The following is a 19,723-nucleotide window of genomic DNA, read 5'->3' as shown; positions in this document are numbered from 1 at the left end:
GTCCTGAGCCAGGATCAAACTCTCCACAAAAAACCAGAGAGCAAACCAGCTCAAAAAACCAGAAACATCTGGCACAAAAACCCAGCCAGCACCAAACAAAACATCCAGCACCAACCAGAAAACAAAACATAAAAAACTAGCACACTATTGAGATATCAAACAACACATCTGCATCCGAAGAACTGCCCCGAGGACCGAACTCCGAAGAGACCATGGACTTTCTAGTTTAGCGTCCATATCACCGCTTGCCAACACTCACGTGTTTTGCGCGCAACTATCACCCAAGAGGTTCATCTTTGGATTTCGTCGCACCAGCGGCAACAGATAAATACTTTATGCGATTAGCTATCCAAGGTCAAACTCTGCTGTAGTGTTGCTGGTCACAGCCACTTTTTGGCTATATAGTGCGACTTTTTAATCACCACAGTAAACCCGCAACAATGCAGCAAAGCCTTACATCACGAAAACCTACGCCGTTACTTCCGTACCCGAAGCCTCACCTACCGCTGTGTTCCCCGATATGGTGACAACAGCGAGATTCTTGCGCCCCTTGCGCAACAAAACGTAGCGATCAGCTAACACATCAGAAGGCTGCAATACCCGTTCTTCGTCCTCAACGACCACATTGTTGATGTAAACCCCGCCAGAAGCAATGGTTCGCCGTGCAGCACCGCGCCCCTTTTCCAAACCAAGAGCCACCAAGACATCCACAACCGGCATACCTAATTCGCCACAAGCCGCCGGTAACTCCGCAATCGCATCGGCCAAGGTTTGCCCATCCAGCTCCCGTGGCTCCGCTTTACCAAACAGTACCTGCGAAGCCTGCTGCACCCGCTGCGCCGCCTGCTCCCCATGAACCCACGTCGTTACGGCTGTCGCCAAAGCTCGCTGCGCCTGACGTGCATGCGGCCGCTCAATGACTTCCTGCTCTAGCTCCTCAATTTCTTCCCGAGAAAGGAATGTAAAGACCTTGAGCATAGAGATAACGTCTTCATCGGCTGTGTTCAGCCAGAACTGGTAGAACTTGTACGGGCTGAGCATCTGGGGATTAAGCCAGACTGCTCCCCCTTCCGTCTTTCCAAATTTCGTTCCATCAGATTTGGTAATCAACGGATTAGTCAAAACACTGACCGAAGCACCCTCAACCTTATGGATCAGATCCATTCCGCCAACAAGATTTCCCCACTGATCATTACCGCCGGTCTCCAAACGACAGTTATACCGACGAAACAGCTCGAGATAATCATTAGCCTGAATAATCTGATAAGAAAACTCGGTAAACGAGATGCCATCTTCGGAGGCGAGTCGCCGCGCCACAATATCCTTCGAAAGCATCGTGCCCATCCGGAAGTGACGACCCAGATCTCGCAGAAGATCAATCGCCGACAGCTCACCCGTCCAGTCCAAATTATTGACGGTACGTGCCGCATTCTCACCCGAAAAATCCAACAATCCCTCAAGCTGCTCGCGAAGCGCCTGCGTCCACTTCGCGACTTGCTCTTTGGGATTCAGGCTACGCTCTCCACTTTCACGCGGATCTCCGATAAGCCCTGTTGCTCCGCCGACTAACACCAAAGGGTGATGCCCTGCCATCTGTAAATGCCGCATAACTTTCACCGCGACCAAATGCCCATGATGGAGGGAAGGACCCGTCGGATCAAAACCGCAATAGAACGTCACTGGACCCGAATCAAGCATCTGACGTAACTGCTCAATATCCGAGTGTTGCGCGATTAGCCCACGCCACCGCAACTCTTCCAGAACATCAACCACGGTAGATCCTTTCAATATCCAACATTCCGTTGAGTAGAACGTTTCACTATGACGTTAACATCAGCCATACAATCGCCGGCATGCCGGCCACTAGATGAAATATAACAGTATCCCGCACGCCACATCCACATCCGCGAAATAGCTACAGCGCAATAGCTCGCCGTGCTGATGGCGTGAAATCCTTACAGGTTACCTCCACTACTGAGCCACAATTCGCGAATCAGTAAACTGGCGCCCCTGCCTACATTTCTCCGCCAAATATGCGCGCTGTGCTGCCACCTGTTGCGGAGCCGTGCCGCCACGGGCGCAACGAGCTCGAACGGATCCCTCCACCGTCAGCACCTCTCGGACACCGGCAGTGAGCCGCGGATCAATGGCAGCAAAATCCTCATCGGATAACTCCCACAGCTCGATACCGCGCTGTTCGCACTGCGCAACACACGCCCCAGAGATCTCATGTGCCTGGCGGAATGGCACTCCCTGACGTACTAGCCACTCGGCAATATCCGTCGCGAGAGAAAAGCCTTGCGGAGCCAGCTCAGCCAAGCGCTCATAGTTGAGCCGCATCGTCGCAATCATGCCGCTAACTGCCGGAAGCAGCACGTCTAAGGTGTCGATCTGATCGAATACTGGCTCTTTATCTTCTTGCAAATCGCGATCATAGGCCAACGGTAAGCCCTTCAACATCGCCAATAGCCCAGTTAAATCCCCAATTAAACGCCCAGCTTTACCTCGCGCTAACTCCGCAACATCCGGGTTCTTTTTCTGCGGCATGATTGACGAACCAGTGGAAAAGGCATCGTCGAGAGTGACAAAAGAAAATTCCTTCGTATTCCAGATAATAATTTCTTCACTCAACCGCGACAGGTCAATCCCAATTTGCGCAAAGACGTAGGCACATTCGGCAACTACATCCCGGGCTGCCGTCGCATCAATAGAATTCCATGCAGCCTGCGCAAAACCTAAATCTGCAGCAATTGCTTCTGGATCCATTCCTAAGGTATTACCTGCTAAAGCACCCGACCCATACGGGCTGACGGCTAATCGCCGATCTGCATCCACTAGCCGCTGGACATCACGGATTAGCGGCCAGGCATGAGCTAGCAAATGATGAGCAACTAATACTGGCTGTGCATGTTGCAAATGGGTTCTCCCCGGCATGATCGCCTCGCCTGCGCTCTGTGCCTGACCGACCAGCGCATCTACTAAATCCAGAACCTTTGCCCCGATAATTCGTAGCTGATCACGCAGGTACATGCGAATGAGCGTGGCAATCTGATCGTTGCGTGAGCGTCCAGCACGCAATTTTCCACCAAGATATGCCCCAGCGCGTTCTATGAGGCCGCGTTCGAGAGCAGTGTGTACATCCTCGTCCTGCGGATCAGGCGCAAACCTTCCACTAGCCACATCCTCATCTAATACTTCAAGCGCGTGCAACATCTGCGCAAGCTCATCTTCGCTTAGCAAACCGGCGCTATGTAAGGCACGCGCATGTGCCCGAGAACCGGCAATATCATAGCGAGCTAAACGCCAGTCAAAATGCGTAGACCGCGACAGCTCCCGCAAAGCCTCTGCTGGCGCTCCAGAAAATCGACCACCCCACAGTGCCAACGGAGCTTCACCCGATACGTTCTCCATCTTCGCCATGACGAGACACCCTTCATCGTCGCTAGTGCACACATAAACAATGGCACATATATCTTCCTGGCTATGATTGTGCCAAAGCTGAAACCCCGCTTCCAAGCTCACGGCAGAAGCCAGAGGGATACATGAGAAAAAGCACGTATCTCGCGACGTCCGCTGGCAGTAAACTTCCTCATTCATGGCACAAGATCATCCCAATACCGCAGATCAGAGGATTACGATAAAGATATGAGTAATCTGTATGGTCGATCTGTCATTAAAGAAGCTGACTTCACTACCGATGAGTGGCTTTCCCTCATTACGCTTGCCCATCAGGTCAAAACAGAGCGAATTCATGGGCGGGAACGGCCTCGTCTCACGGGAAAAGTTATCGCGCTTATTTTTGAAAAGACGTCAACCCGTACTCGAACCGCATTTGAAGTTGCCGCCTTTCACCAAGGCGCTCACGTCACCATGCTTGATCCGAGCAGCTCACAGCTTGGACACAAAGAATCTATTGCTGACACTGCCCAGGTTCTAAGCCGTTTTTATGATGCTATTGAATACCGTGGCGGTGTTCACCGCGAATTAGAAACCCTCGCCGCATACGCCCACGTGCCGGTATATAACGGGCTGACGAATGATTGGCATCCTACGCAAATGCTGGCTGATGCGTTAACGATCCGCGAACATCTCACCTCAGATTTCACCAAGGTTACTCATGCATATATCGGCGACGCACGGTTCAATACTGGCCGTTCCATTCTCGTCTCTAGCGCTATGCTCGGCATGGACGTGCGAATCATTGCCCCTGAGGCATATCAGCCTGATCTGACCGCTCAAAAAATTGCCGCGGATTTCGCCGAACACACCGGCGCTCGAATCACAATAACTGACGATATAAACGCAGTACGCGGCGCTGACGTCATCTCCACCGACGTCTGGTTATCAATGGGTGAATCTCATAGCGCATGGGCAGAACGTATCGAGGCGCTTAGCCCCTATCAGGTCAATGCCAGCCTCATGGCTCGCACCGATAATCCGCGAACCATTTTCATGCACTGTCTACCGGCGTTCCATGACCTCAACACCTCGGTAGGACGCACCATCCACGCCGCCACTGGGCGGAGCGAGCTTGAAGTTACTGACGAGGTATTCTCTTCGCCAGCGTCAGTCGTTTTTGACCAAGCCGAAAACCGCTTGCACACTATCAAAGCAATTCTTATTGCCACGTTATGCGATGACCTAAATATCGACGCTAGCGAGGTTTAAGCCCTATGCCATCCCCGTCTAGTAACCGCAATCCACTGATACGCCTGATTTTGCCGATCTATGCCCCAGCGCTCATTTTCGCTATTGGCAATGGCACAATCATGCCGGTTCTTACCCTGGCTGCCCTCAGCGTCGGCTTCGATAAATCTGGGTCATCAGCCGTAATGGGTCTGCTTGGGTTTGCTGGTATCGCGATGTCTCCCCCAATCGGACGAATCATCGCCCATATCGGGGATCGAGCCGCCCTTATCTGCGGGTCAGTTATCTCGCTGGCCTCACTCAGTGGGTTTTTGTGGAGTCTGCACTACCACAGCCATCCGGCTACTCGAACCGTATTTGTGGTCGCAACGATTCTTCTTGCACTGGGAGCTAATACGTGGTCGCTCGCACGGCAAGCCTATGTTGCCGAAGCTGTGCCGGTGCACTGGCGGGCACGCGGCCTATCAACGTTAGGTGGCATGACCCGTATTGGAGTATTAGTTGGCCCGTTACTTGCCACTGGCTTATTGGCTATATGGGCCCTAGATTCCATTTTTATCGTCAATATCGTGCTCGTCGTCCTGGCTGCCCTCCTCGTTATCGGATATGTGCTCCCCGAGCCGACCGCCACGCTCCACACGCCCAGCGAAAACCACACCGAGGGAGAAATTCACCGCTCCCGATTATCGACAGCTATTCTCGGCGTCGCCCTGAACTGTTTGACGGTTCTGCGGGCAAATCGCACTGTCATAGTGCCGCTATGGGGAACAGCCCAAGGGTATGAACCACATTTTATTACTGGCACATTTGCCGTCACCGCACTGGTAGACACAATCATGTTTGTCGTCTCTGGCGCAGTTATGGACCGACGTGGACGCCACTGGGCGCTCATACCGTCCTTTATCTTCATGCCAATAGGAATCATCGTGATGTTGTGCTGGAACACCCCGATTGGTTTCGTGGTTGGCGCCGCTATCTTAGGATTCGGTAACGGTTTTGGCGCAGGTATCGTCATGACGGTAGGTGCAGATCTATGCCCGCCGGAACATCGCGCTGAATTCCTCGGGCTGTGGCAAGCCATCGTCGCTATCGGGGCAGCCTGTGGTCCCTTTATTATCTCTGGCCTCACACGCCTGTTCACCTTAAGTGTCGGCCTGTGGGCGACGGTAGGGATCGGAATCTTTGGGCTGATCTGGACCATCGTTTTCCTCGAATCTGCCTACCGCCGCCTTGGAGTTAACCTGCGAGGTCAAAGCCTTGACTGATGGCCGCTGCTATCGTGCGATTAGCCTGCAGCGGCGAAGCAATCCTATGCACGACCTGTTGCGTGAAGGGATCAGACGGGCTACCTGAATCTCGCAGATCATAGTAGGTGCGCATGCGTTCGTCATAGTCTGCCAAAGCTGTAACCCAGGACTGCGGCTGACGGTACTCGTCAACCATCATCCGCAAAGAAGCGTCCATTCGCGGCTTGCATTGCGGATCTTGCGCCGGATAGCCGAAAGTCAACCCCACCACGGGGAACGTCAGTTTCGGCATACCCAGCAACCTGACCACAGCCAAAGGATCGTTTTGAACGTTACCGAGGTAATTCGTTCCCAATCCAAGCTCTTCTGCAGCATTGACCACGTTCTGAGCCATCAAGCAGGCATCCGTGAAGCCTTCGACGAACACATCCGCTCGACACGCAGCCTGCGGATCGCCACCACATTCCTGCAAAATGCCGGCACTGCGATGCGCGTCAACAATGAACAAGAAATACTCCGGAGCGCGTGCCACGTATTCTTGCTTACCTATCCGAGCTAGTTCCTGCCGTTTATGCATATCTCGCACTCGGATAATGCCTGCATGTTGCAACCCACGTGAACTAGCTGTTCGCATCGCTACTTTTCCAAGTAGCTCAACAACCTCCTCGGAAACGGGCTGATCCCTAAACTCTCGAATAGTGCGATGCCCGAGTTGATCTTCAATCATCGCTACGACAACTTCAGTTTCGGCATCGCTTCGCCCTTTCCAAAGGTGACGTCGCGAGCAGCGGCGAGTTTCGTCGTCAGTCCGGTTAACTCGATGAAACCTTTCGCGTGAGACTGATCGAAGGAATCGCCAGCGTCATAGGTCGCAAGGTTGAAATCATACAAAGAGGTCTGTGACCGCCGACCCGTCACCGTCGCCCGCCCACCATGCAAAGTCATGCGAATATCTCCGGAAACATACTGCTGGGTATCTCGAATAAAGGCATCTAAGGAACGCTTCAGCGGCGAGAACCACTGCCCCTCATATACCAGCTCCGTCCAACGCAGCCCCACACGCTCCTTAAAGCGCGCCTGCTCCCGATCCAGCGTGACCCGCTCTAGCTCTCGATGCGCAGTCATCAAGGCCATCGCACCCGGGGCTTCATAAATTTCTCGGGATTTAATACCCACCATGCGGTCTTCTACGATGTCGATTCGGCCGATACCTTGTGCTCCAGCCCGACGGTTCATCTCCTGGATTGCCTGCAACGGAGTTACCGTTACGCCATCAATCGCCACCGGAATTCCCTCGTCAAAGGTCACGATAACCTCATCGGGCATCGGGCCATACATGGGATCGTCGGTATAGGTGTAGACATCTTTCGTTGGAGCGTTCCACAAATCCTCAAGGTATCCCGTTTCTACAGCGCGCCCCCAAACGTTCTGATCGATCGAGAACGGATTTGCTTTCGTCGTTTCAATTGGAAGATTGTGCTTATTGGCGTAGTCAATGGCGAATTCACGGGTCAATGCCAGATCACGCACTGGCGATAAACACGTCAGATCCGGGGCAAGCGAGGTGATACCTACCTCGAAACGCACTTGGTCGTTACCTTTTCCGGTGCAGCCGTGTGCAACAACGCTGGCGTCGAATTCGCGTGCTGCCGTCACCAGATGCTTGACGATCAGTGGCCGAGATAGGGCGCTAACCAGCGGGTATGCGTCCATATATAAACCGTTAGCTTGCAGATCCAACATGCAATAATCACGAGCAAATTCTTCACGCGCGTCTGCGACATAGGCTTCAACAGCACCGCAATCGAGGGCCCGCTGGCGAATAACGTCCAGATCTTCTCCCCCTTGGCCGACATCCACCGCAACCGTGACGACCTCTGCGCCCGTTTGCTCCCCAATCCATCCAATCGCTACCGAGGTATCTAATCCTCCGGAATATGCCAGTACTACCCGCTCTTTACTCATTGACGTCCTCCGTCGTTACTCGTTGTGCTTTCTTCTGTGTCGTCATAGTTATTAATTCATTGGTCAGCTCGGTGGCACGTTCTGCGCTATGCACAATGACGAGCACTGTGTCATCCCCAGCAATGCACCCTAATACCCCATCAAATCGAGCATTATCCAGGGCTGAAGCGAGAAGCTGTGCCGCCCCTGGCGGAGTGCGCAAAACGATCTGGTTGGCTGCGCACTGTGCTGAAACAAGCACCTCTCGTGCCCATCGGGAAAATCCCGTTTCGCCGGCGTTTTCTACTGCCATCTCGCCAGCACTGGCCCCAATGCGATAGATCCGTCGGCCAGACGTCGTCACAATCTTTTGGGCATGGAGCTGCTCCAAATCACGTGACAGCGTTGCCTGCGTAACCTCAAATCCGCAATCACGCAACATCGTGCGCAAAGCATCTTGGGAAGAAACGGCCTGCGAGGCGACGATCTGCCGGATTTTGTCCTGGCGTGCTGCCCGCGTGGCTAATTGCGGCGTCTCTAGCTGCATATATGCGATACCTCCAATAATGTATCCAGGAACGGCATGAGTTCTTCCCTGGTAATAGTCAGTGGTGGCGCCAACCGCAACGTGGTGGCATTGGCAGCATTGACGATAAAACCACGCTCCAGTAACGCCCGCTGATAGCTCGGCGCATCTGGCACGTCAATCCCGATCAATAACCCAGCACCACGCACCGGAAAACCACGTAGTGATAGCTCCTGCATTAACCACGTGCCGTTATCCGCAACTCGCCGCAAAAGCGGTCTGATCTCGCTGATAACCGTTTGTGCCACCGCAGCGGCCAACGGGTTTCCTCCGAAGGTTGAGCCATGCATACCCGGCGTTATGAGCTGTGCTGCCCGACCAATTCCAATTGCTGCACCAATCGGGAAACCGCCGCCTAATCCTTTAGCCAGGGTAATAATATCTGCCTGTACGACGTCACTATGAGCATACCAACGCCCAGTTCGCCCCATCCCTGTTTGCACCTCGTCAACGATCAACAAGGCGTTATGGGCATCGGCAAGCCGACGAGCACAGGTAAGTAGCTGCGGATCAAGCGGGTAAACGCCTGCTTCCCCTTGTATCGGTTCGAGAATGATTGCCGCCGTGGAATCGTCGCACAGTGCCGATAACGCCTCAACTTGCGGCGCAGCAAAACGCACATTACTGAGTAGCGGGGCAAAGGGCTGACGAATCTGGGGTTTGTACGTCACCGATAGGGAACCGAGCGTACGCCCATGAAAACTGCCTTCCAATGCCACAATATTTCCACCGGCTTTGTGCAGCATGGCCATCTTAAGGGCGGCTTCATTGGCTTCTGTTCCAGAATTACACAGGAAAATCCGTGCCCGTGCCCCGTCGTATCCTTCAGCTGTAAGTGTTTCCTGTAGGGCATGTGCCACCTGAATTTGTGCCGGAGTGGCAAAATAATTCGAGGTGTGCATGAGCCGCTGGGCTTGTTCACTAACTGTTTGCACAATTGCCGAATGCGCATATCCCAGAGCATTGACGGCAATTCCCGCCAACAGATCACAGTATCGACGCCCCTGCTCATCCCACACGAACACCCCTGAGCCGTGCGTCAAGACCCGCTGCGGCGTGCCAAAAGCATCCATAAGCGTATTCCGATACGCGCCCAAACTATCTGCGCTATCACCTGCTTTGTGATTAGGAGACTCATCGAAACAGGGGCTATTTGGCACGGAATACCCCGATGTGTTATCCATTGCGGCTATTCGAGCTTTACCCACATCTGAATGCTCGCGCGCTACCCCGCTCATGCGCGTTTCTCCGGCTGCGCTGAGCTTTCTTCGCTGCCGTCGCTACCGCCAACACCTGCAGTAGCCGCAGCGGTTGCGGGCTGCTCATTATCAGCATGTTCTACCGCGACGTTATGCGTCACTTGGGTACCAATGCCCGCGTCGGTAAAGATCTCCAACAACATGGAATGGGATAAACGACCGTCAATAATATGTGCTTTCGGCACACCGCCATCAACTGCTGCTAAGGCCGCCATCATCTTTGGTTTCATGCCCGCATCCAAATGAGGAATCAATGTGCGAAGCTCATCGGGATGGATCTCTGAGATTAACGTATCCGTATCCGGCCATGACCGATATAGGCCTTCAACGTCTGTCAATATCACCAGTTTATGAGCGCCAAGCGCCACGGCTAAAGCCCCCGCCACGCTGTCAGCATTCACATTGAGAACGTCTTCGGGCGCATCGGCATTCAAAGCAATAGAGGAAATGACGGGAATGCGGCGGGCCGCTAATAAGTGCTCAATTGCAGCGGTGTTGACCTGGGCAATATCTCCCACATAACCAATATCTACTGGCTCCCCGGCTATCGTGGCATAGTGTTTATGCGCGGCGAGCAGCCCCGCGTCTTCTCCAGAAATACCGACGGCATGCGAGCCATCGAGATTGAGCAGAGTCACCAATTCGCGCTGTACTTGCCCAGTGAGGACCATGCGCACAATATCCATAGTGGCTCTATCGGTAACGCGCAGACCTCCACGAAATTGCGGTTCAATACCCAGTTGACGCAACATTTCGTTAATGTGCGGGCCACCGCCATGCACGACGATAGGCTGCAGCCCAACATAATGTAAAAACATCACGTCTTTGGCGAAGGCTCTCTTGAGCTCTTCACTCGTCATCGCGTTCCCACCGTATTTAATGACGATTCGAGAACCGGAAAACTCTCGAATCCACGGCAGCGCTTCAATCAGCGTCGCGGCTTTTTCTTGTGCGCCATCTAGGCGTTGGATCAGGGAATTATTCATGAGGAATACGCTGAGTTCTCTTCGACGTAGGCATGGGTGAGATCATTGGTCCACAACTGCCCGCAATGTTCTCCGGCGTGTAAATCAATGACGATTTCGACGTCGCGTTGGGACGCCAGGTCCACCAGATCGCGCGGGGCATGGGCAGCGCCGTTACGGCATACCTGCACGCCGTTAAACCAGACGTCAAGGCGTTGCGGATCAAAGGGAGCAACATCTTCAGGGACGGTTCCCACCTGGGAAATGACCCTCCCCCAATTCGGATCATTACCGAATATAGCGGCTTTGACGAGATTCGATCGGGAAACCGCCCGAGCTACCGCCTGAGCAGCACTGCGGCTAGAAGCGGAATTAACCTGAATGTGAATATCGTGGGAGGCACCTTCAGCATCGGCAATGAGTTGCCGAGCAAGTGACTGGCACACTGCCGTCAGTTCATCAATAAATTCTGCTGCGGATCCAGGGGCTTTTCCGGAGGCACCTGAGGACATCAGGATGACTGTGTCATTTGTTGACATTGCCCCGTCAGAATCAATGCAGTTGAAAGATTGTGCGACTGCGGCAGATAGCGCACGCCGAGCTAACGGCCTATCAATAACCGCATCAGTAGTGATGACGCACAACATGGTGGCCAGTGCCGGGGCCAACATTCCAGCGCCTTTAGCCATGCCACCGATCGTATATGCTCCCGTCACACCTGCTTGTTTTGGGCGGGTATCGGTGGTCATAATTGCGCGGGCTGCCGCCTGACCGCCAGTTGGCGATAGGGAGCACATGGCCTGCTGCACGCCAGATAACACTCGTGGCATGGGAAGATATTCCCCGATCATCCCCGTTGAACACACACCGATCTGAGCTACCGGACACTCTAAAAGATCAGCCACGCACTGCGCCGTACTCTGCGTATCTCGATAGCCTCGCTCCCCAGTTGCCGCATTTGCGCCTCCCGAGTTGAGGACGACAGCACGCAATTCATCATGCGCGCAATCTTTCATCCACTGCACGGGTGCGGCGTACACCCTATTTGAGGTTAATACGCAGGATGAAATACGCTGCGGACCGTCATTGACGATTACCGCCAGATCCAGGGCTCCGGAGGTTTTAATCCCTGCAGCTATGCCGGCAGCTCGAAAACCACGCGCCGCCGTGACCCCAATTCCCATATCGATATGGCGATTCTGCTGTGAAAACACCATTATGGCGCCACCCCTACTGTACTTAGCCCCGTCGTTTCCGCATATCCCAATGCGAGATTCATTGACTGGATTGCTGCCCCGGCAGTGCCTTTAACAAGGTTGTCGATTGCACATATCGCAGTGATACGCCGGCCATCGCGATCCAGCTCAGCATGAATATATGCAGTATTTGATCCACGAACCATTGCCGTCGTCGGCCAGGAATCACTCCAATGCCAAAATGGTTCTTCAGCCAAAGCAGCGCGATACACCTGGAGCACCGAAGCTGCTGTCGTCATTTTTGCTAGCGGAATGGAAACAGTGGCAAGAATCCCGCGGGACATCGGGGCCAATATCGGAGTCATGGATAACGTTGGGTCCAACGCCCCAGCAATACGGAAATTTTGCTGGATTTCTGGGATATGCCGATGCGCACCAGCGACGGAATACGGCCTGGCACATTCTGCCGCCTCAGCAGCTAATAAGTGCGGTTTTGGAGTTTTCCCCGCGCCGGAGTATCCGACACACAGTGCCGCAACAACATCATTGCCTACCGCTATACCCGAGGAAATCGCTGGTAGAGCAGCGAGGGTAATAGCCGTTGCATTACAGCCGGGAGCCGCAATCCGGCGAGCTTGCCCCAATAGCTCGCGTTGACTTGGCCCCTCGCTCCGAATCAGCTCTGGCATACCGTAAACCCACGGTTCGGCGGCCGGCCCGTCATAATAGGCAGCCCAATCAGCTGGATCAATGAGACGATGATCTGCGCCGAGATCAATGAGGAGCACATCTGGGTTAATGCGTTCAATATCTCGGGCTAGCTGCGCCGAAGCCCCATGCGGCAACCCCAAAAACACCACATCATGCTGAGCAAGACGCTCAGCATCCAGCGGATATAGCGGCATATCTGCAAGCGGCAAAAGATGCGGTTGATACTCCCCGAGCGTCCCAGTTGATGTGTGTGCACACACTGTAGCAAGACGAACCTGCGGGTGAGATAACAGGAGACGGGCAACTTCACCGCCGGCATAGCCGGTAGCGCCCGCAATAGCAGCCAGGTAAGTCATATGCATAACTATACACTTGGCTGTATTGAATTAATAGAGCGCTACACAGTGAAGACAGCCACGCCTGCCTGGAATCTCCTATCTAGCCTCGTAACTGTGCATCACATTCGCGAGCTACACCCTGAATAATATGCTCACGTATGCGCGTTGTATCAGCCGGAGTCAAAGTCTGCTCACCACGCAACCGCACCGCGAAAGCCAATGACTTCTTACCCGCAGGGATCTGATCGCCGGTGTAGACGTCAAATAGTCGCACCTGCTCAACCACATCGCCTCCAGCCCGCTCAATGGCTTCACGCACCCGAGCTGCAGGTAACGTCTCATCCACCACAAAAGCCATATCTTCTTTCGCTGCCGGACTCGTCCGAACCGGAACAATACGACGAGGCTCACCCGAACGCGCCGCAACCAATGCGTCTGCATCACATTCAAAAGCAATCGAACGCGACGGCAGCTCCCAGGCACTACACACCCGCGGATCCAGCTCACCGGCATAGCCAACTGCACTATCGCCCACAAACAATTGCGCACACCGCCCAGGGTGGAACGGCGAGTAACTCGCCTGCTTAGCAGAGACCTCCACCCCAATTGTGCGACCGATAGCGACAACAGCCTCAATCGCGTCGCGCCAATCCCAAAGCTGCCTCGGCATTCCCGCTACTGGCTGGCTCACCTCAGGAACAGCTACACCAGCAACATGGTACGGCTGACGTGGCAGAGCACTAGCAATATTCGCCAGTTCATGCGCAGCGGGGCGTGCACCCGCAGACGGAATCTCCGCCTGCACAACATCACCAGGGCGAGTCACCGCACCAGCCTCAAAAATCGCCACCTCAGGATTACCCCGAGCCACATTCATTCGAGCCGTAGCCAGTAACGAATCCAAGATAGAGGTACGCAGATAGGGAGCATCTTCTTGTAATGGATTCGCCAAGCGCATCGCCCGTCGGCGCGGATCATCCTCCGCAATCTGCTGGGCATCAAAGGCTGCAGAGGCGATAAAGGGATAACTCAACACCTCAACCCAGCCAGATTCGGCCAAGGTTCGCCCCATATCCCGCCGATCACGCTGACGCTGTGTTAACCCTGAACCGGCTGGTGCAGGAGGCAAAACCGCGTCAATCTCGTCATACCCCACCAGACGAGCAATCTCCTCTACTAAGTGCGCCCCACCTACCAAATCAGTTCGCCAACTCGGCGGCGTAACGCGCCGTTCAGTATCAGATACCGCCTCAACCTCGCAGCCGATTTCGCTCAGAATCTCGTCAATGCGTTGTGCAGACAACTCCAAACCAGTCAGCCGCGCCACCTCAGTGATCGCGAAATCCACAGGCTGGGCCGAGGTCACCTCATTAAATTCGAAATTTGCCTCATCAGCAACGCCGCCGCCATATTCAACAAGCAAATCCACAACACGTTGGGCAGCCACCGGAGCGATCATGGGGTCAACCCCGCGCTCAAACCGCTTTGACGCTTCCGACGGCAATTTATGCCGACGTGCCATACGCGCAACCGACACCGCATCAAAGTGCGCTGCCTCCACCAAGATATTAACCGTGCTCTCACTAATCTCGGTTGCCGCCCCGCCCATCGTCCCAGCTAAGCCCACAGCCCGAGCGCCATGCCCACCAAAACTATCGGCAATCACCAGATCCTGCGGATGGAGCTCACGATCAACGCCATCAAGCGTAACCAAACGTTCACCCGACTGCGCCCGCCGCACCACAATCGGCGCAACTACCGCATCGAGATCATAAGCATGTAGCGGCTGGCCAAGATCAAGCATGACGTAATTCGTTGCGTCAACCGCCAAAGAAATCGGACGCATACCCGCCGCGCTCAAACGCTCCTGCATCCAGCGTGGCGAGGCGACATGCGGATCAACCCCACGGACGATCCGAGTGACAAAACGATCACACCCGATATTCCCATGAATCGGCTGCTCATCGCAGACCTCGATCGGAAAACCCGTATTCGTTACCGGCGGCAACGGCATACTCAGAGAATCTGGCAGACCCCGATCAGTGAATTGCGCTCCGGTGGAATGGGCATATTCACGTGCCACGCCCCGCATCGAGAAACAGTAGCCTCGATCTGGGGTGACATTGATTTCCAGAACCTCACCCGTCAACCCGAGATAGCCTAGGACGTCTTCACCAACCGCCGGAATCCCCTCAGCCTGCGCCTCGTCTTCGTCATGTGCCAAGACGATAATCCCAGAATGATCCTCCCCCAGGCCAAGCTCTCGTCGCGAACAGATCATGCCATCAGAGATGTGCCCATAGGTTTTCCGAGAAGCAATCGCAAAGCCACCAGGAAGCACCGCACCCGGCAAAGAAACAACCACATAATCACCCACCACGAAATTATGCGCCCCACAAATAATTCCGCGAGAAGGTAGCTCTGAGGGCTCTTTCCCTTCTCCAGGCGCATCGTTATGAGCACCGACGTCAACGCGGCAATAGTTGATAAGTTTGCCGTTTGATTGTTCTTTTTTGTCTAAAGTCAGCACCCGCCCAACGACAATAGGGCCAGTAACATCGGGCCGGTGAATCGCTTCTTCTTCCAGGCCAACTTTCACCAAATCCGCTGCCAAGGTTTGCGCAGTCAACTCCGGATCAACGGCAACGTGTTCTGCGAGCCAATCAAGTGGAATGCGTGGCATTTAGTTACCCTTTCCCGTCGGACCAAACTGTGTAGAGAAACGAACATCGCCTTCAACGAGATCTCGAATATCGGCAATCTGGTTGCGCAGCATGAGAGTTCGTTCGATTCCCATACCGAAAGCAAAACCTGTGTATTCCTGAGGATCAATACCAGCGTTGCGCAGCACCTCTGGGTTCACCATTCCGCACCCGCCCCATTCGATCCAGCCTGGTCCGTCTTTCTTCTGCGGAAACCACAAATCCAACTCCGCACTCGGTTCGGTAAAGGGGAAGAACGACGGACGCAGCCGAGCCTTAGCTTGCGGGCCAAACATCTGCTTGGCGAAATGATCGAGAGTCCCTTTCAAATGTGCCATCGTTAACCCGCGATCAACAGCTAATCCCTCAATTTGATGGAACACTGGCGTATGCGTGGCATCTAAGGCATCGGTACGAAAAACCTTGCCTGGGCACACAATATAGATGGGCACTCCACGCTCACACATCACTCGAGATTGAACCGGCGAGGTATGCGTGCGCAACACAAGCGATTGGGTGGTGGCAATATCGCGTGGCTCATGTGAACCGACGTGTTCCACTGAACTGACGTAGAAAGTATCTTGCATCTGGCGTGCCGGATGATCTGGCCCGAAGTTCAAAGCATCAAAGTTAAACCACTCATGTTCTAGCTCTGGCCCATCAGCGACTTCCCAGCCCATAGACGTGAAAATATCGCAGATATCTTCCATTAGCACCGGCAAGGGGTGGCGGGCGCCAAGTGGATAACGCCGAGTTGGAGTGGTGACGTCAACCGTTTCTTCCCGCAGTACTCTCGCCTGATCGGCAGCCTCAAGGCGCTCAGTTGCTTCAGCTAAGGCGCTCTGAATTGCCTGGCGCGCTGCCCCCATAAGTTTTCCGGCTGTCGGGCGATCGGCTTTATCTAAGGATTTTATTTGCATATTGGCAGCCGTAATAGGAGCGTTATCCCCGCTGTGGGCTAATCGGGCTGCTTTCAATTCTGCCAATGACCCGGCCGCAGCAAATGCCGCCTGCGCGGCAGCAACGGCCTGAGCAATACCGGCCTCATCAAGTGGACTGAGACTCATGATTCCCTTTCTTCAGGTATTCCGCGCTCTAGTGTAGTCCGATTGCACGCTTTCGGCGATGCTGGACCATTATTCAACCCACTTCGTACACTGGTACACATGTGCGTTCTTATGTGTGGATTAACGACGATTGATATTTCACATTATGGCTCGCGCCCGCCACGGCCAAATGAGAAAGTAGCAGCCCGCTCAAGCGCGGTTGACGTCGGCGGGCCAGCCGCAAATGCGGCTCGTGTTGCCGCGTGTCTTGGCGTTCCCACCCGCCTAGCGACGTGCTTGGGCGATGGAGTATTGGCTGATCTTGCTCGCAATATCCTTACCCAATATCACGTACACGTCCTCGACATACCAGGGGATGATCCGCTGCCAATATCCAGTATTTTTGTTGATGATAGCGGTCAACGAACCGTTTCGTCTGCGAACAATGCTGGTCGCACCATCGCCCCGATTGACGATGAACAACTCGATATGTGGCTAACAGATGTCAGCGCTGTGTGCGTTGACGCTCACCTACTCGATATTCAGGTTCCGCTGGCTCGCCAGGCACAGCGCCGTGGTATCCCCGTCGTTTTTGATGGAGGTTCCGACAAGCCAGGCACCTCGCGCCTGCTACCGTATATCTCCCACGCTATTGTTTCGGCCGATTTCAGCTTCTCTAACCTCAATCCCGCCGATTATGCTCTGGCAGCACAGTCTCACGGCGATGGTCCGATACAGGCATATTATGCAGGGCAGCTCACTGAGATCTCTGTTCCTCGCGTGAGCGTGCGCGATACCTTAGGAGCAGGTGACGTATTGCATGGTGCTTTCACTGCTTTACTTCCCCGCCACGATGCTTTAACAGCGCTACGCCAGGCAGCCAGTTATGCAAGCGAATCAACGACCCTGCTAGGATTACCCTCCTGGTTACACACGCTCAGAGCGAAGCATAATAAAGATTGACAGCCATGTTCGGCTCTTAGCCGATACAATAGCTATTACACAGACTGCATACAAAAGAAAGGTCTTCCATGACGGATAACACGACACATAACGAGTTCTCCGAGCAACCGGCAGAATCCTCAGGTTTCATTACCAAGCTGGTCGGTGTCGCGAAGAGCGCGCTATCGACCGCCAAGGAGAAGATCACTTCGGAAGAAACTCAAGAGAAGCTGGCGGCTGCAAAAGAAAAGGCTGGCGAGTTCGCGCACGAAGCCTGCCAAAAGGCAGAAGAAGTCGCCCAGACGGTCAAGCATAAGGTCGAAGAGGTTGCCCAGGACGCCAAGCAGCAGATCCAAGGCAAAGGCAAGGTTGAATCCGCTGTTGAGGATGCCGGTCAAGCCATCAAGCAGGGTGCAGAAAAGGGCGAGCTCAAAGCAGAACATGTCGGCGAAGATCTGCGTGAGGGCGCAGAGAAAGTTGGCGAAAAGATCAAGGATGCCCTTGACGGGGAATAGTAACAACTAACCCACTGGAATATTCCGCGCCGTGCGGTCAGTGGTAGGTCTAAATACAGATAGTGGTGGTGTCTCGCTGGTAGCGGGGCACCACCACTACGTTAGGGGCTGTAATATTTGACCACTATATAAGCGAATCCTCACGCCCTGAGATGGTATCGCCGCCAGATGTTAGCTAGGTAGTATCGCCAGGTGTTATGCGTTGAACGCTCAGCTCTGCTATTGCTGCCGTCAGGCATGAACTCTTCTGCTGTTCTGCTCTTTGCCTTAAAATCCGAAAATCTGAACTATGACGAGATTTTGCCCTAAAAAGTCATGCCGTACTCGACGGTAAGCAATGCACATTAAATATATGGCCTTTTAGTTCGCGCGTCAGTACACTCTCTTTCGCACCTGCAAGGCGTGGATGACCTTCCCCGCGAGCTATCAGTTTCACGCAAAATTCCCGGCTCCCACCTTGATTAGTAGGGACGCTTCTCGGGTGTATCTCAGCGTTCAGGCACACCTCGCACATATTGATTCGGCCATTGCATAGGAGTATCAATCTCTCGCGCCCAGTGCCGTGCAATATACGGATCATGCAAAGCTACTCGACCTACATAGACGACATCCGCTTCCTCATCAAGCACAATAACTCGGGCTTGCTGAGCGTTCGCAATAAGCCCAGCAACCCCAACGAGGGCACCCGTCTCTTCACGAATACGACGGGCAAAAGGAACCTGATACCCCGGACCCGTTGGAATCTTCACCGGAACATTACCGCCCGTAGAGATACTCCAAAAATCTACCTCCGGCATAGAGCCAACCAGCTCAATCGAATCCGTTACTCGCCAACCGTACCCGCCCTCGCGATTTTCAAAGAGCTCCGCTAGCCAATCCGTTGCTGATAGCCGGACAATAATCGGCATATCCCCTACCGCGGCACGTACCGCAGAAACAATCTCGCGCAGGATAAGGCTACGCCCCGCCGCATCGCCGCCCCAGCGGTCCGTTCGATGATTAGAAATGGGTGAAAGGAACTGATGAATGAGATACCCATGCGCAGCGTGAATCTCAACCGCCTCGAATCCAGCTTGCTGCGCAAGCCGTGCCGCAGCGGCAAACTGCCCAATAATCTCTAAAATTTCTGCGTCATCCAACACCCTGGGGGTAGGTAACGTCTCGTCAAAGGGTACGTCACTGGGCCCAACAACCGACCAGCCGCCTGCGCTGTGCGGCACATAACCTCCACCTTGCCAAGGCGGAGGAGTTGAGGCTTTACGCCCGGCATGCTGAAGCTGGATTGCCGGAACTGCCCCATGCGCACGAATCGCTTGTGCTAAGCGTGTAAAGGCAGGAAGAGCCTCGGGGCGATCCAGCAAGAGACAGTTTGGCGAGATACGACCCTCCGGGCACACTGCCGTTGCCTCTACCGTCACTACACCAAAGCCCCCGACTGCTCGCGAGGCGTAATGCTGCACATGCCACTCATTCGGTAACCCACGCTGCAATCCGCTGCTTTGCGCCGAATACTGGCACATCGGAGGCAACCATAAGCGGTTACGCACCGTCAGCCCGCGTAGCTCAATAGGATCAAAAAGATCCATCTCCTGCCTCCTTGATTTAGGTTAAGCGATAACCGCGGA

General features: G+C 54.1%; 16 protein-coding genes. 4 read left to right on the top strand and 12 right to left on the bottom strand.

The genetic code is table 11. From position 1 onward, the window contains the following. Positions 1 to 468: 468 nt before the first annotated feature. Both tyrS and argH read right to left on the bottom strand, forming a co-directional pair. The gene (gene tyrS, locus ACLHIL_RS06195) at positions 469 to 1,773 is read right to left on the bottom strand and encodes a tyrosine--tRNA ligase (RefSeq protein ID WP_411297089.1); all 1,305 of its coding nucleotides are present in this window, start codon (positions 1,771 to 1,773) and stop codon (positions 469 to 471) included. A gap of 198 nt (positions 1,774 to 1,971) precedes the next feature. Continuing rightward, positions 1,972 to 3,420 carry an argininosuccinate lyase gene (gene argH / locus ACLHIL_RS06190; protein WP_411297088.1) on the bottom strand — a complete coding sequence of 483 codons (1,449 nt, stop codon included), beginning with the start codon at positions 3,418 to 3,420 and terminating at the stop codon, positions 1,972 to 1,974. A 225-nt stretch (positions 3,421 to 3,645) separates the two neighbouring features. Between argH and argF the strand changes: the two genes are divergently transcribed. Next, positions 3,646 to 4,668: an ornithine carbamoyltransferase gene (gene argF, locus ACLHIL_RS06185; RefSeq protein WP_411297087.1), complete on the top strand. Its 1,023-nt coding sequence runs from the start codon at positions 3,646 to 3,648 to the stop codon at positions 4,666 to 4,668. Between the two features lie 5 nt (positions 4,669 to 4,673). Beyond that, entirely contained in the window at positions 4,674 to 5,912 is a 1,239-nt protein-coding gene (locus ACLHIL_RS06180) for an MFS transporter (RefSeq protein ID WP_411297086.1), read from the top strand. On the opposite strand, the gene ACLHIL_RS06175 is transcribed toward ACLHIL_RS06180, so the two are convergent. From ACLHIL_RS06175 to pheS, 9 genes are all read right to left on the bottom strand, one after another. After that, complete coding sequence (locus tag ACLHIL_RS06175) at positions 5,884 to 6,621, bottom strand: nitroreductase family protein (protein WP_411297085.1); 738 nt, start codon at positions 6,619 to 6,621, stop codon at positions 5,884 to 5,886. The genes ACLHIL_RS06180 and ACLHIL_RS06175 overlap by 29 nt on opposite strands. 2 nt (positions 6,622 to 6,623) lie before the next feature. Then, positions 6,624 to 7,859, bottom strand: a complete 1,236-nt coding sequence (locus ACLHIL_RS06170; RefSeq protein ID WP_411297084.1) for an argininosuccinate synthase — start codon at positions 7,857 to 7,859, stop codon at positions 6,624 to 6,626. Next, positions 7,852 to 8,385: an arginine repressor gene (locus tag ACLHIL_RS06165; protein WP_411297083.1), complete on the bottom strand. Its 534-nt coding sequence runs from the start codon at positions 8,383 to 8,385 to the stop codon at positions 7,852 to 7,854. Before ACLHIL_RS06165 ends, ACLHIL_RS06170 begins: the two co-directional genes overlap by 8 nt. Further along, positions 8,376 to 9,662, bottom strand: a complete 1,287-nt coding sequence (locus ACLHIL_RS06160; RefSeq protein WP_411297082.1) for an acetylornithine transaminase — start codon at positions 9,660 to 9,662, stop codon at positions 8,376 to 8,378. The genes ACLHIL_RS06165 and ACLHIL_RS06160 overlap by 10 nt, the downstream gene beginning before the upstream one ends. After that, positions 9,659 to 10,669: an acetylglutamate kinase gene (argB, locus tag ACLHIL_RS06155; RefSeq protein ID WP_411297081.1), complete on the bottom strand. Its 1,011-nt coding sequence runs from the start codon at positions 10,667 to 10,669 to the stop codon at positions 9,659 to 9,661. Before argB ends, ACLHIL_RS06160 begins: the two co-directional genes overlap by 4 nt. Further along, positions 10,666 to 11,826 carry a bifunctional glutamate N-acetyltransferase/amino-acid acetyltransferase ArgJ gene (gene argJ / locus ACLHIL_RS06150; RefSeq protein ID WP_411297091.1) on the bottom strand — a complete coding sequence of 387 codons (1,161 nt, stop codon included), beginning with the start codon at positions 11,824 to 11,826 and terminating at the stop codon, positions 10,666 to 10,668. The genes argB and argJ overlap by 4 nt, the downstream gene beginning before the upstream one ends. 38 nt (positions 11,827 to 11,864) lie before the next feature. Then, positions 11,865 to 12,911, bottom strand: a complete 1,047-nt coding sequence (gene argC / locus ACLHIL_RS06145; protein ID WP_411297080.1) for an N-acetyl-gamma-glutamyl-phosphate reductase — start codon at positions 12,909 to 12,911, stop codon at positions 11,865 to 11,867. Between the two features lie 82 nt (positions 12,912 to 12,993). Beyond that, positions 12,994 to 15,576, bottom strand: a complete 2,583-nt coding sequence (gene pheT, locus ACLHIL_RS06140) for a phenylalanine--tRNA ligase subunit beta (RefSeq protein WP_411297079.1) — start codon at positions 15,574 to 15,576, stop codon at positions 12,994 to 12,996. Further along, entirely contained in the window at positions 15,577 to 16,662 is a 1,086-nt protein-coding gene (gene pheS / locus ACLHIL_RS06135; protein ID WP_411297078.1) for a phenylalanine--tRNA ligase subunit alpha, read from the bottom strand. Positions 16,663 to 16,761: 99 nt separating this feature from the next. Here pheS and ACLHIL_RS06130 point away from each other — a divergent pair, with 99 nt between their 5' ends. Continuing rightward, positions 16,762 to 17,604 carry a PfkB family carbohydrate kinase gene (locus ACLHIL_RS06130; RefSeq protein WP_411297077.1) on the top strand — a complete coding sequence of 281 codons (843 nt, stop codon included), beginning with the start codon at positions 16,762 to 16,764 and terminating at the stop codon, positions 17,602 to 17,604. 68 nt (positions 17,605 to 17,672) lie between these two features. Next, a complete protein-coding gene (locus tag ACLHIL_RS06125) occupies positions 17,673 to 18,098 on the top strand; it encodes a hypothetical protein (protein ID WP_411297076.1) in 426 nt (141 codons plus the stop codon). Positions 18,099 to 18,586: 488 nt separating this feature from the next. Here ACLHIL_RS06125 and ACLHIL_RS06120 read toward each other — a convergent pair whose 3' ends face one another. After that, a complete protein-coding gene (locus ACLHIL_RS06120; protein WP_411297075.1) occupies positions 18,587 to 19,684 on the bottom strand; it encodes an NADH:flavin oxidoreductase/NADH oxidase in 1,098 nt (365 codons plus the stop codon). Positions 19,685 to 19,723: the final 39 nt, after the last annotated feature.

It is taken from the genome of Trueperella sp. LYQ143, assembly GCF_046599595.1.
Classification (GTDB): domain Bacteria; phylum Actinomycetota; class Actinomycetes; order Actinomycetales; family Actinomycetaceae; genus Trueperella.
The sequence above is the reverse complement of the archived record's forward strand: the minus strand, read 5'-3'. Positions and strand labels throughout refer to the sequence as shown.